This is a genomic window from Paenibacillus sp. CR_12, from assembly GCF_041953985.1.
GTDB classification, from domain to species: Bacteria; Bacillota; Bacilli; order Paenibacillales; family Paenibacillaceae; genus Paenibacillus_AQ; species Paenibacillus_AQ lautus_A.
In genome coordinates this window covers 1,512,828-1,525,898 of record NZ_JAVFHO010000002.1, presented here as the reverse complement: position 1 = coordinate 1,525,898, position 13,071 = coordinate 1,512,828, and the positions used below count along the sequence as shown (strand labels likewise).

At 46.7% G+C, this 13,071-nt stretch carries 19 protein-coding genes; 17 read left to right on the top strand and 2 right to left on the bottom strand.

What is annotated here, in order from left to right:
• Nucleotides 1-17: 17 nt before the first annotated feature.
• On the bottom strand, nt 18-824 hold the full coding sequence (locus RB297_RS10780) for a lipase family protein (protein ID WP_277746510.1): 807 nt from the start codon (nt 822-824) through the stop codon (nt 18-20).
• A 252-nt stretch (nt 825-1,076) separates the two neighbouring features.
• Here RB297_RS10780 and RB297_RS10775 point away from each other — a divergent pair, with 252 nt between their 5' ends.
• The 14 genes from RB297_RS10775 (at nt 1,077) to RB297_RS10710 (ending at nt 10,257) form a co-directional block, all read left to right on the top strand.
• A complete protein-coding gene (locus RB297_RS10775; protein ID WP_375120404.1) occupies nt 1,077-2,627 on the top strand; it encodes a tetratricopeptide repeat protein in 1,551 nt (516 codons plus the stop codon).
• Between the two features lie 230 nt (nt 2,628-2,857).
• Nucleotides 2,858-3,634, top strand: a complete 777-nt coding sequence (gene murI / locus RB297_RS10770; RefSeq protein ID WP_096775939.1) for a glutamate racemase — start codon at nt 2,858-2,860, stop codon at nt 3,632-3,634.
• 104 nt (nt 3,635-3,738) lie between these two features.
• Nucleotides 3,739-4,197 (top strand): DUF4830 domain-containing protein, encoded by a 459-nt coding sequence (locus RB297_RS10765; RefSeq protein ID WP_375120403.1) that lies wholly within the window; start codon nt 3,739-3,741, stop codon nt 4,195-4,197.
• A 53-nt stretch (nt 4,198-4,250) separates the two neighbouring features.
• Nucleotides 4,251-4,562 (top strand): hypothetical protein, encoded by a 312-nt coding sequence (locus RB297_RS10760; protein WP_096775937.1) that lies wholly within the window; start codon nt 4,251-4,253, stop codon nt 4,560-4,562.
• A 34-nt stretch (nt 4,563-4,596) separates the two neighbouring features.
• A complete protein-coding gene (locus tag RB297_RS10755) occupies nt 4,597-4,752 on the top strand; it encodes a hypothetical protein (protein WP_176502513.1) in 156 nt (51 codons plus the stop codon).
• A gap of 24 nt (nt 4,753-4,776) precedes the next feature.
• On the top strand, nt 4,777-5,349 hold the full coding sequence (locus RB297_RS10750) for a hypothetical protein (protein ID WP_096775936.1): 573 nt from the start codon (nt 4,777-4,779) through the stop codon (nt 5,347-5,349).
• Between the two features lie 76 nt (nt 5,350-5,425).
• Nucleotides 5,426-5,908 carry an 8-oxo-dGTP diphosphatase gene (locus RB297_RS10745; protein WP_090907886.1) on the top strand — a complete coding sequence of 161 codons (483 nt, stop codon included), beginning with the start codon at nt 5,426-5,428 and terminating at the stop codon, nt 5,906-5,908.
• A 42-nt stretch (nt 5,909-5,950) separates the two neighbouring features.
• The gene (locus RB297_RS10740) at nt 5,951-6,502 is read left to right on the top strand and encodes an NUDIX hydrolase (protein ID WP_096775935.1); all 552 of its coding nucleotides are present in this window, start codon (nt 5,951-5,953) and stop codon (nt 6,500-6,502) included.
• A 287-nt stretch (nt 6,503-6,789) separates the two neighbouring features.
• Nucleotides 6,790-7,032 (top strand): hypothetical protein, encoded by a 243-nt coding sequence (locus tag RB297_RS10735; RefSeq protein WP_255250614.1) that lies wholly within the window; start codon nt 6,790-6,792, stop codon nt 7,030-7,032.
• Nucleotides 7,033-7,057: 25 nt separating this feature from the next.
• Nucleotides 7,058-7,603 (top strand): hypothetical protein, encoded by a 546-nt coding sequence (locus RB297_RS10730; protein ID WP_096776674.1) that lies wholly within the window; start codon nt 7,058-7,060, stop codon nt 7,601-7,603.
• 41 nt (nt 7,604-7,644) lie between these two features.
• Nucleotides 7,645-8,409, top strand: a complete 765-nt coding sequence (locus RB297_RS10725; RefSeq protein ID WP_375120402.1) for a Nif3-like dinuclear metal center hexameric protein — start codon at nt 7,645-7,647, stop codon at nt 8,407-8,409.
• 23 nt (nt 8,410-8,432) lie between these two features.
• Nucleotides 8,433-9,083 (top strand): class I SAM-dependent methyltransferase, encoded by a 651-nt coding sequence (locus RB297_RS10720; protein WP_375120401.1) that lies wholly within the window; start codon nt 8,433-8,435, stop codon nt 9,081-9,083.
• Nucleotides 9,084-9,264: 181 nt separating this feature from the next.
• Nucleotides 9,265-9,666 carry a DUF1801 domain-containing protein gene (locus tag RB297_RS10715; RefSeq protein ID WP_096775933.1) on the top strand — a complete coding sequence of 134 codons (402 nt, stop codon included), beginning with the start codon at nt 9,265-9,267 and terminating at the stop codon, nt 9,664-9,666.
• 156 nt (nt 9,667-9,822) lie between these two features.
• Complete coding sequence (locus RB297_RS10710) at nt 9,823-10,257, top strand: GNAT family N-acetyltransferase (RefSeq protein WP_096775932.1); 435 nt, start codon at nt 9,823-9,825, stop codon at nt 10,255-10,257.
• Between the two features lie 75 nt (nt 10,258-10,332).
• On the opposite strand, the gene RB297_RS10705 is transcribed toward RB297_RS10710, so the two are convergent.
• Nucleotides 10,333-10,836, bottom strand: a complete 504-nt coding sequence (locus RB297_RS10705) for a VOC family protein (RefSeq protein ID WP_096775931.1) — start codon at nt 10,834-10,836, stop codon at nt 10,333-10,335.
• 243 nt (nt 10,837-11,079) lie between these two features.
• On the opposite strand from RB297_RS10705, the gene RB297_RS10700 reads away from it, so the two are divergent.
• From RB297_RS10700 to RB297_RS10690, 3 genes are read left to right on the top strand one after another with little or no spacing between them, the layout of a single operon-like run.
• The gene (locus RB297_RS10700) at nt 11,080-11,559 is read left to right on the top strand and encodes an NUDIX hydrolase (protein ID WP_096775930.1); all 480 of its coding nucleotides are present in this window, start codon (nt 11,080-11,082) and stop codon (nt 11,557-11,559) included.
• A 41-nt stretch (nt 11,560-11,600) separates the two neighbouring features.
• Entirely contained in the window at nt 11,601-12,116 is a 516-nt protein-coding gene (locus tag RB297_RS10695; RefSeq protein ID WP_096775929.1) for a GrpB family protein, read from the top strand.
• Between the two features lie 29 nt (nt 12,117-12,145).
• On the top strand, nt 12,146-13,030 hold the full coding sequence (locus RB297_RS10690; RefSeq protein WP_096775928.1) for a class I SAM-dependent methyltransferase: 885 nt from the start codon (nt 12,146-12,148) through the stop codon (nt 13,028-13,030).
• Nucleotides 13,031-13,071: the final 41 nt, after the last annotated feature.

The window sequence follows — 13,071 nt, the reverse complement described above, 5'->3', positions numbered from 1 at the left end:
TGACCCTCCAGATAAGCTTACACCTTCTCTATTGGTAATTCTGTGACGGGACAGAATCCGGGATTCGCCGAATTTAAAAGCTCGGCAAATGGCGGCTGGAGCTTGGCAAGCTCCGCATAATAACTGCTGATTACATGATTGCCGCTAACCGACCCATTCTGGAAGTTCAATGGCCAATGAGTATGGACGTGACTGTAATAGTATTTCTTTTCCCGTTTCGGCAGTTTGTAGATACTGGGCGGTGCATGAGTGACGACATCGAACAGGTTGGCTATACGAAAGCTGCTTCGAACATATTTGGCAAAGGCCTTGGCAAAATCGGGATCGCCTACGCGCGGTGATCCGTAAGTGAATACATGGGGGGATTGGTGATCCGTGTTCGCGGCAACATCCACGGCGCACAAGGTGGCAAGTGCCCCTCCGAGACTGTGGCCTGTAATGAACAAGGTCTTATCGACAGGCAATCTTGCAAGCGCCGACATGATCTGCCCGCGGGCGGAAGCGTAGATGCTGGTGAAGCCGCGGTGCGTGAGCGCGGGATCTTTGATGTATTTGAAGTTCTTTTGGGAGGCTATGGCATCCGTGATCCAATCCGTGGAGGACATGGTACCCCGAAAGGCGATTATAATCTCCTCCGGCGATTCAAGGATAAACCCGAAGCGTTCCGACACGCGGATCAAGGAATTCGCTTCAATGGTGTCGAACAGCGAGAAGTTTAGCGGAAGGACAAATGAGCCGTCCGTGCTGGTGAATTGTGTATAGGTTTGTCCGCAGATCGCCGCCAGGAAAATGGCCCATTGTTCTTGCTCCGTGCTCGCACCCATGTACATCCCGCCCTTCTGTTCTCCTACACTATATTAGGGAGAGGAAGGAAAGGTGCCTATTGCCCGTTGGTTTGTCAAACGGTTATCAACCGAAGGGAGTCCGCGGGATTTCCTGACTTTGAGGGTTTGGGAAGAACCAAGTTATATGGTACCATTCTATAGACATGGATTGGTCTTTGGTCTAACCGTGTAAAGGCATTCGAGGTTTCAGATTGTACTTATACGATACATAGAGAGCAGGGTTAAATAGAAATGACGGATAATAATCAACAACGCTTCCGTTTCAGTGAAGCACCCATCTGGGAACTACAGCGGACATATTATGAAGAACTGGGGATGAAGGCGTGGAATAATGATCAGGTCCCGCAGTATATTACGAGCAACCCCATGATTGCTACGGCTTACGCCGAAATGATATTCGGATTCCTTCGAGATCGCGCGGGTCGGGGCGATATCTTCGAACCCGTGACGATTCTGGAATTGGGCGCCGGAGCCGGACGCCTCGGTTACCATGTGCTGCACAAGCTGTGCGAGCTGAGAGATGATTCGGGGATAGCGCTGCCTCCTTTCCGCTATGTCATGACGGATTTGCCGATGAAAAATGTGACGGCATGGCAGCAGCATCCTGCCATGCAATCGTATATTGAGCAGGGACTGCTGGATTTCGGGAGGTTCGATGCCGTGCATGATACGGAATTGAACTTGGTAGTGTCGAAGACCACGATTCGTCCCGGAGACTTGAAGCAGCCGCTGCTGATCGTCGCCAATTATTTTTTTGACGGCATTCCGCAAGAATTGATCTACGTCGGGGAAGGCCAGATTTATGAGAGCGATGTGGTCATCGAATTTCCGGAGCAGCACCATAAGCTCAAGCCCGCTGAAGCGCTGGAACGCATGAAGCTGGCCTACGAGCACCGCCGGGAACCAAGATACGAAGAAGATACTTACCCTTATCGCGATGTGATTGCTCATTACCAGCAAGAACTGGAGGATTCGCATATCCTGTTTCCGGAGGTGGGCTTGACCTGCTTGGAACGTCTGAATCGGTTATCCACGTCAGGTTTCATGCTCCTCACGGCGGATAAAGGAGATCATCGCATCGATAATTGGAAATTCGCCGAGCCGCCGCAATTAATTTACCATGGCAGCTTTTCGCTAACGGCTAATTATCACGCGCTGCAGCATGTGTTCGAACAGCGAGGCGCACTGGCCATGTTCCCTACGCAGCATTATAAGAATATTAACGTCGGCTGCATTCTCATGCTGGAAGCACCGGCGAGTTATGCCAATACCCGGCTCGCTTACCGTCAATTCATCGAACGCTTCGGACCGGATGAATTCTTCAGTATGAAGGAATGGGTCGACCGGAATATTGAAAGCATGGGCTTGCAGCAAATTTTGTCCTTCTGGCGATTAGGCGGGTATGACGCCGAGTTCTTCATTCAGAGCGCGAAGCGCATCTCGAATCTGCTGCCGGAGGCCAATGACGAAGAAATGCTGGATATCCGTGCAGGCATCTTCAAGATGTGGTCATCGTATTATGTGATGGAACAGCGTTATGATCTGGCTCTGGACGCGGGACTGGTGCTGTTTGAGATGGATATGTACGAGGAGGCCAAGTTCTTCCTGAAGGAATCCGTGGACACGGATGAAGACGAGCCGGTGCCAACGGTATTATACTGTTTGGCGATCTGTTGTTACGAGCTTGGCCTGGACGAGGAGGCTCTGGAATATACGCGCGAGGCGCTCGTTCTGGAGCCCGATCATGAAGAGGCTTTGGCTTTGCTGAAATGCTTTGAGTAAATGGATTGCGTTTTTTTCATGATCATGAAGGAAGTTAATCATTCTTCCCTATGCAAAAGAACAACACATCAGACCCGGCCTCCCGAGATTCTTACTTGGCCGGGTCTGTTTATTTTGAAACGCTTAATGCTCAGATGGCTCTGCGCGTTTCCGGGAAGTGGAGTATAATGTATAAGGACATCGATTGCAATGATACGGACAGACCAACATATAACGACAGGTGAAAAACAATGAGAATAGCTTTTTTTGATTCAGGTTTAGGCGGTTTAACCGTGTTAAGGGCGGCTATGAAAAAGCTGCCCCATGAAGACTTTTTATTTTTTGCGGACACCCTCCATGTGCCATATGGCACCAAAGCTAAGGAAGACGTGAAAGCTTACATACATCAAGCGATGGAAACCATCATGCAGGAAGAGGTCAAAGCCATCGTCGTTGCGTGCAACACGGCTACAAGCATGGCGATCTCCGATTTAAGGAAGGCCTATCCGATTCCGGTTATCGGGATGGAGCCTGCCGTAAAGCCGGCTGTTGAAATTAACCGTGCCAGCGGGAAGCGAATCCTGGTGCTTGCCACGCCACTGACCCTGAAGGAGTCGAAGTATAAGGACCTGGTCCGGCGAGTCGATAGCATGCATATCGTGGATTCCCTGCCTTTACCGGAGCTGGTCGAGCACTGTGAGGCTTTGAATTTCGACCCCGAGATCATGAACGCATACTTCACGAAGAAGTTTGAAGCCTTTGATCTGAATGAGTATGGAACGATCGTTTTGGGCTGTACGCACTATCCTTTTTACAAAAGGATTTTGTCGGATCTGCTGCCGGATCATATCCGAATTATCGATGGCAGCGAAGGTACCGTGAACAGACTCATCCAAGTATTGAGCGGCCAGGATCTGCTCAGCTCCAGCGGGAGTCAGGATGTTAAGCTGCTAAATTCAAGCCAATCCGCGGAGTATACTCAGAAGATGGAGAAAGCGCTCAGCATATACAGGGAGATTGAGGGATAGGAAACTGGAGCATCGCCAAAGGAGGAGGGGATCATGAATCGCTATCTTTCCATTTTGATCATTATTTTTCAGTTTGGATAAAAACACGGGAAAGGACCGGAAAATTGAAATTAAAGTTACTAATCATCTGTGTGTTAGTGATTCTGGTTGGTTGTAATCGACAGGACGATGAGATTATCACGGAAACGCCTAAAGAACAACATGTTAAATTCCTCGAGGATTACGGATGGAGCATTGACAGATTCGTATCCGAAACAAAGTATGCTCCTTCGACATTACCATCCTATCAAAAGCATGTGAAGGATATGAAAGATTTGGGGCATGTGGACTTAGCGTCATTTCTGGATAGAGAGGTTATAGAGACGGGCTATATTTTGCAAGAGAAAACAACGACGTATAATCAGATTGTAGGATATATACTGGAGTCAGATCATAAAATCATAGGTGGGTATCTAGTATTCAATCATGAACTTGAACAAAAGGACGGTACATTTACAATTGATCAAAGTGATATGAATCCCATGCTTCATCGCAAGGATCTTGGAAGCAACATTCTGCCTTAATCGGGTCGGCCGACCGTTGAGTATAAGAAAAGATAAGCAGCGGAGGTGTTATAGTGACGACGATACCGGAAGATTTCACCTACTTAGAGCCCTGGGAAGACGAGACTTCGGATCGATTCGCGGATGAATTATATAAGGAAATTTCGAGCGAGCATATGTTGTTCGGAGTACAAGTGAAGACATTAGCAAGAAGATGCGATCGGGATGATTTTTTGTTTTCTCTAATAGAACAACCGGGTACGTATGTGCAGGTGCATTTAACCTGGAAGCATGAAGAGTCGGCTGATTGGCCGAAGACCTTGTTGTTCAGCAGCTTCGAAGACTGGGTGAATACATCGATGTTACCCGATAACAGGGATTATTAGTTCAATCATAAAATGGAAAGGATGCACGCTATCTATGATCGGTTTCATTGTGATTATCTTGATTGTCGGCTTGGCCGGGATTATCAGCAATCAATATTCTGCCCTGAGAAGAATGGAGCGCATGCAGCGTTCTCTGGATGAGCTTAATATGAGAATACATGAAATGAATAATGATGAATCCAAGCGATAACCTATCAAACGGCAGGTGTATGATATGAACCCTTTTAATCAATCAAAAAAAGAAATCAGAACAACGTTTGAGATCGACTTGCTGCGCTTTGCCCAAGCGAAAGAACCTACAAAACCGCCTCGCCCCTGGACGGCTGAGGTCATCATTCCGGCTTCCGGATGCATCGCTTGCGGTTGGGATGCCGATGAGAATCTGGTTCTGATCAGCAGCTCCGGTTACAGTTTGACGCAGGCCATAACCGGAACCGTCATTCACAGAGACCGGGATTCCGACCTAACGGAAGATCATATGAGCGGAGACCACTTAAGTTTTCGTATTCCGCTCAGCGGACAGGACATTTCGATTTTTGGATTTGAGTCGGGGGATGGGATTCACGCAACAAACGATGGCTGGATGCTGGAAGTCATTCATCCTTGGTGGCCAAGGGCTTCCGTTATTTTGGACCAGGTGTTCGTCCCTAATTATGAGTATCTGAAGCAAGCCACGATGATTGATTTGAACCGGCTGGACGGAAAAATAAAATGTGGTTTTTCACCGTCGGGCAAACACTTCGTTATTTTGGGGTCTGGCGGTGCGCTTTTGTATTCGAGGGAATAAATGAGATCCATTACCTGACGTTCTTGTATCCAATTTACATAGTGACGGATTGCTGATCCGCTCAAGGAGAAATGAAATGACAAAGCCGCAAATAACCTATGGCATGTATACAATGTGCATGATTCGGAATGACGACAAGGTTTTGCTTATTAATCGTCCGGACCAGCTCGGTTTTCCCGGTTACCTTGGGCCTGGAGGAAAAGTGGAGTTCCCGGAGAGCCTATCGGAAGGTGCAATTCGTGAGGTTTATGAAGAAACCGGGCTGATTGTTAACAACCTGGAGTATAAAGGCATAGATGAGTATGTGGTTCCCCAGACGAATTATCGTTACATGGTATTTAACTATTTGACAGATTCTTACGAAGGTGAACTCTTAGCGAATCCGCCAGAAGGGGAGCTCGTTTGGGTACCGATTCAAGAAGCGATGGATTTACCTATGCAGCCCTGGTTCAAACGAAGATTCCCCCTTTACTTTGAAGAGGGGACTTTTGAAATCTCCATTGTCTGGGATGAAGATGGACAGAAGCCGATCGAAGAGAAAATCAGAAATTTACGATGATATGATGGATTGCGGTGTAACCAGAATGGGAGAAAACAATCGATGATGAAATACAATATTTGTTTCGTTCGACGCGGTGATGAGATTTTATTATCAAACCGTGATAGAGCACCATGGATGGGATGTTGGAATGGAGTGGGGGGCAAGCTTGAATATAACGAGGCGCCCAGAGACTCCATGATACGTGAGCTGTATGAGGAGACGAACATTCGGGATAAGGATTGCCGATTAACCTTCAAAGGCCTTGTCACTTGGACATCGGAAGGCAAGAGCTTGGGAGGAATGTACCTTTATCTTGCCGAAGTACCTGAGGACTACATTTATGAGACCCCAATAAAGACGGACGAGGGCATTTTGGATTGGAAATCCACGCAATGGATTCTGACTGCAGGAAATGCCGGAATCGCAGCCAATATCCCTAAGTCGCTCGAGCTGATATTGAATGATCCGAATTGTTACGAACATCATTGTACGTATAAGGATGGTAAACTACTGCAGCACACATCGGTTGAGATAAGTTCTATGGTTGAAACGAACGAGGAGATAAGAGCCGAATTATTTAAGAAATATCTAGAAGAACAGGTTAGGTATTAACCTGGCATAAAATCTATCACACCACATGACCCGACTCAGATTGGAATGATCTTAGGCGGGTTTTGTTGTTATATGCGGGAGGAATCATGCGAATTAAAAATATGTTTTTACTCGTTTTACTGCTTCTGGTTGCATGCTCTCCGGTCGAAGAATCCGTCTCGGCTAAAGCTTCGACACCCACAAACGAACAAGCGGACGCTGTAGACCTTCAGGCTAAGATATTAAAAGTATCTACAGATTTGCCATATGATTCGAATTGGTGGGTTGTATCTAGGGATACCCATAGGATGACCATCCATGTTGAGGCAGAACATATAGAGTCGGTTCTGTTCTGGGTAGCGCCAACGGGTACAGAAACTTGGAAGGAAAGGGAGCTTATCGGTTATGACATCGACGGATCGGATGGGTGGTCGTTATCCTGGGAGTTTGGCAACCGGAAATTCCACGATCATATCGCTGTTCAAGCTTTAGGCATGGACGGCCGTACGCTGGCTAACGAGAGCATCAATGTACATACACTCGAAGAATGAAAAAATTTTGAAGGTGCTGAATGGTTTGAAAAAATGGATCGTTCCAACCATCATGGTTTTCTCGATTTTTTTGATTTTGTCTTATAAGTGGTATACACATCCGAGACAAATTGTTCAGAACATAGAAGCAGTAGAGTTTCAATTAGGAAAGAACGCAGAGCAGGCGATCATGCCGGTTCGTATCGAAATCGATGGTTATCTGGCACGGTCCATCACTGGAGAGAAGCGTTTTGACGGCTCAATCCAATTATTTAGCGATGACAAACGACTTACAAACGAGAAAAGTTATACCCAAATCGTATTTAATCTAAGTGGGGGAGGAGTCCTGGTCTATGATGAAACAGCCAATGGAGTTCCTAAACTGAATTCATACGGATTGATTTTTATCGATAAGGATTTTAGCAGCGTAGCTATAGCCAAACATGTAACCGAGAATGGAGAAACAAATACAAAGTCGTGGGAGGCCACACGTGGGATGATGATTGCCGGACCGGCTAGCAGCAGAGAGGAGGGGCTGCGTGTATCCAATACTTTGATGGCTGACTTTTTAAAGGTGGTAACATTAGATTGAGGTTTACCAGGTGGATCCAGCTTACCGAGGGAGGAGTAAAGATGGATACGATACAATTCAAATCCTATATCCATGAGCTTTTCGGCACGTTATTGAATGATTTTGAGGAAGACGACGAGTATGGCTACCATCTTTTTTCATCGAACCACTATCTACGGATAGGCTACGCCACCAATCTGACACCGGAGGTTGTCCAACAAGCGGCAGTCGAAAAGGTCGATCTGATTATCACGCATCATGATGCATGGAGCTTCGTGTACGGGATGAAGGAACGGTGTTTAGAGTTGCTGCAGGAGCATGACATCGCTCATTTCTATATCCATCTTCCCTTGGATTATGCCGAGTTCGGAACCTGCAATTCGTTGCTGCGTGAATTGGGGGCGGAACATATTGTCCAATCATCCCGGCATATGGAGGGGAATAGCTCGATAGGTATCGGAGAACTGGAGTCTCCGGTCTCGATGGAAGAGCTTGTAGAAACCATGTCCTCCGCTTTGGGCGAACACGTGTTTTATCAGCAGAATAGCAATAAACCCATTCAAAGGATCGGCATGATAACCGGAGCAGGTAACGGCACGAATCAATTGAAAGAGGCCTTGGACCATGGCTGCGATGTTTACATTACCGGGGAAAAAACGCTCTATACGGTTCAATATGCCAGGTTCGTCGGATTGAATCTCATCGTGGGCAGTCATACGTTTACCGAAATTTTCGGCGTACGATCGCTCGCCCAGAAGCTGCAGGAAAGGTATCCAGATGTGGAAGTTATCCAGTTGTACGAGGAGCATATGGAAGCTGTGAACTAAAAAGCGCATCGGAGGGATAACGGTTGAAGGACTCCAGCTTTGATTTTTACGAAGAACTTGCGGATACGTATCATTTGATTTTTGAGGATTGGCATGAAGCGGTAAGATGGCAGGGTGAATTCTTCAATCGGTTTATTCGTTCGTTACATGACGAGAACCCTGAGGCTCGGTTCCATCTCCTGGACGCATCATGCGGAATAGGGACGCAGGCTTTGGGATTGGCACGGCATGATTTTGTCGTAACGGCTACGGATTTGAGTCCCAAGTCGGTGGAGCGGGCCAGAAAGGAAGCCGAGAAGCTGGGGATTCCCATTGATTTTGAAATCGCCGATTTTCGGTCTCTAGAGCAAGATATTGCTGGGCAATTCGATGTCGTATTGTCTGCTGACAATGCGATCCCTCATTTATTGTCAGATGAGGAGCTAAGACAGGCATGCCGCAACCTGTATGCCAAACTTCGTAACGAGGGTCGCTTGTCGTGTCCATTCGGGACTACGACGCTATTATTCAGAACCGCCAGCGTGCAACGGTTCCACGAATCTTGGATGAAGGAAAACGTATGGTTTTTCAAGTTTGGGACTGGGCGGAAGGTGGATTTCACTATGTACGAACCAATTTATTATGCAAGAAATCGATGGAGCATGGCATACCCAAGTCAACAGCACATCCTATAGAGCATTAATGCGATCAGAATTAAGCAGTTTGCTGGCGGAAGCGGGATTCATCGATATCCAGTGGCACGTGCCTTCAGATTCGGGCTTTTATCAGCCGATCGTTACGGCAAGGAAGCCAGGAGCATAGACATAGGCCAATAAGGCGGGATGAGTTAATCCAGTATAAAAGGAGGAGTTAAGAATGGCACAATTACGGGGTCAAGAACAAGTCGAGGAGTATCTTCATCAACTTGAGCATCCCTTGAAAAAAGAAATCGAGGAGGTCCGAAGCTTCATTCTGAGTGTTGATGATCGAATCACGGAGCATATCAAATGGAATGCACCCAGCTTTTGCGTTCAGGGCGAAGACCGGATCACCTTGAATTTGCAGGGGAAGGGTTTTATTCGCTTGATTTTTCATTGTGGAGCCAAGGTAAAGGACCATGATATAAAGGGAACACTGACTGAGGATGCGGCGGGTTTATTGGAATGGTCGTCGCATGATCGGGCCATCGTGAAAATCGTTGATACAGACGATTTGGAGCAAAAGAAGGAACAGTTAAAAGCCGTTATTGCTAGATGGATTGAAGTGACGAGTGGATGACTAGTAGAGTGTCGAAGTTTACTCTGGAAATTGAGTTCGAATCTAAAGCGAATGAGGCCATTTATAACAGATGGTTGTCAAAGGAACATGGAATTACGTGCGTAAATACTGGAATTGAACATACAGTCGAAAGGCTCAAGAGGGAGATTAAACAACATGATCATTCATGAAGTTACCGATCTCCGTGCCGTAGATCTTACCGAACTCTTGACTGAAAGCCAGGAAGAAGGATTCAGGAATATCCATCGATTAGTGCATGAGTATCATAAGGGTATCAATACCTTTCATCATGAGAATGAAGCCTTGTTTGAATGTCGAGTTGGCCATAGAGTCATCGGCATCTGCGGGTTAAATCGGGATCCGTATGCGAACGGAAGCATAGGCAGGATCCGCAGATTATATGTACTAAAGGAATTCCGGAGTCAAGGAGTCGGGAGAAGGCTGGTTGAAGCTGTGATTCGTATGGCGAGCAGCCATTATACGAAACTCGTATTAAAAACAGACAATCCCAAGGCGTCTGCATTTTATAAGAATCTAGGTTTTCGGGAAATTGCCGACGGTGGAATGGTCACGCATGAACTTGTGCTATGATGTAATCATGGTTGCCCCGTCTCATATGGATTGAACATTCAAGCATAAAAAAGGCTGCCATGAAGGCAGCCTTCCCTATCCTTCATAGGCTTGCTGTAGCGTTTGCATATCGATTTTTGATTTCGTCTGGAGTAAGGCCTTCATGACGCGTTCCGATTTAGCCGGATCGGGATCGGTTATCATTTCGTTTAAGTTAGCCGGAACGATCTGCCACGATACGCCGAACTTGTCCTTCAGCCAACCGCATACTTGCGCTTTTTCGTCACCGCCTTCGGCCAGTTTCTCCCAATAGTAGTCAATTTCTTCTTGCGAATCGCAATGCACAATAAACGAAATAGCTTCGTTGAATTTGAAATGCGGACCGCCGTTGAGCGCAACAAAATGTTGTCCCTCTAATTGAAATTCCACCGTCATTATAGCTCCTTCGGCGAATGGCGAGTGATCGTTGCGTTCTGCGCCGTATCGCGTAAATCGTTCGATCCCCGAGTTTTTGAAAATCGAAACGTAATGCTGCGCTGCCTCCTCGGCTTGGTGATCAAACCACAAGTTAGGGGATATCTTCTGGACTCTATTCTTCATCATCCCAACTCCTTCATCACAGTTACTAGAATGTAATGTCATTGTATCGGATAACAACGGGCAGATTTACGTTCGGGGAAAAATAGTCCTTTTCCATTTGGAGGAAGATAAAGGTAAAGCTCATGCCCGTGGTGAAGAAGTAGCAGTATATATTTATGAAGCTATCTTTCTAGGATACGCTAACGAATTCTAACGGGTCTTGTCATAGTTTGTGGGATATCTTATCTATCGGAGGCTGTTGTCATGATGATGCCAACGCATATTGTTGCCGTAGGCGGCGTGGTTGAGAATGAACGCGGAGAAATTCTATTGGTGAAGGATCGTAACGGATGGGTGTTTCCGGGAGGACAGGTGGAGGCCGGAGAGAATCTCGTGGATGCGCTGATTAGGGAGATCAAAGAAGAGAGCGGGATCGAGACCATTATATCTCATCTGATCGGCGTCTATTCCAATACTTCAACCTATCCGGGACACAGCGGAGTTGCTGTGGTTCCAACGAAAGTGATGATGGATTTTGTGTGTAAGCCTACGGGCGGCGAGCTGAGGACTTCTGAAGAAACGACGGACTGTCGTTGGATCCATAAGGATGAAGTGCTTCAATACATTACGGCCCCGGCCATTCGTACGCGTTTCCAGGCTTATTTGGATTTTAACCGAGCCCTTGTCTATATGGAATATATCACGAAACCGGAGTTTGAAATTAAACTGAGACGGAATATATAAGCATTCGAGGTTTGCTATCTGCTATCGAAAGGAAACGTCCCATGGAAGAAGTGATTGTCACACCATACAACCCGGACTGGAAAGATGAGTACAACCTGGAAAAAGCGAAAATTGAGTCGGCACTGAAAGGCCTCGACGTTCACATGGAACATATCGGGAGCACGTCCGTTTCGGGTTTAGGGTCCAAACCGACCATCGATATGATGGCTGGCGTTCTTAGCCTAGAGGAAGTCGATGAGTATTACATTGAGAATCTGGCTGGGATCGGCTACGAATATGTTGTTAAACCGGAGTTCCCGGAGCGGCTGTTCTTTCGAAGAGGGCAATGGCGGGCAGGAACGCATCATCTGCATATTTACAAGTACCAGGGCCAACAGTGGATTGACCAGATTTTATTCAGGGAGTATTTAAAGAAACATCCGGAAATAAAGGATCGATATTATGCTTTGAAAAAAGCACTCGAAAATCAATATAAACACGACCGCGTAGCCTATACGAACGGCAAGGCTGATTTCATTCGTGAAGTGATCCGTAAGGCAAGGCTGGAACAGAGTTAGACTCCTGATGCAGAGAGGACGTAAAGAGGATGTCCGAATATTACTGGGATTCCAAAATCGAATACCTGAGGAATACCAGATGGTTATATTACAATGACGACTACCTGGAGTTTTTGGTTAAGAACGTCTGGAAAATGAATACGCCCATTAACATGGTGGATTACGGTTGTGGTTATGGGTATCTAGCATTAAAGCTTCTCCCGCTTTTACCCGATGGGTCAACCTACACAGGTATAGACAAAGGTGAAGATTTGATCAAGGAAGCAAGGGGAATCTTTGACAAGCTGCCATATTCCGTTGAATTGATTCAAGGGGATATCGAAGAAATCCAGGTGCATCGGCAGTACGACATTGCGCTCTGTCACGCGTTTCTATTACATATGAAGAATCCCCGAGATATCCTTCAAAAAATGATCGGCAGTGTGCGGAACGGCGGCCGGGTCATTTGTTTTGAGCCCCATTGGATCGCCAATGCGGCGAATTTTGGCTTCGATGATGGATTGTTGCATTCCGAAGTGATCCGTCTGGGCGTATTACAGAAGCTGTATGAGGTGGACGCCAGCCACAGCGGCAAAGACGGGAACATCGGCATAAAGCTCCCTATTCTTCTAAGTCAGCTGGGGTTACGGAATGTTGAATGTCGAGTAAGCGATAAAGTGAATTTTTTGGATCGGCATATGGACGATGCTAGCAAAGAACGGCTGTATCCATCCCTAAGAGAAGAGGGGATTGGGCAAGAGCCCGATGAACCTTCAATGACAATGGAGCAGCTGGTACGGAGAGGTTTAACAGCGGAGGAAGCACAAGCCCAATATGCCGCTGAACTCAAGCTGTTCCAGAAGTTTGATAGGGATTCGTGGTTGACTTACGCGCCGAATATGAAGATTTCTTTTGGCACGGTTAGCCGAGAATAAACGTACGTAAGGAGCCCTATGAAAAGGGGATGGGTAAGACA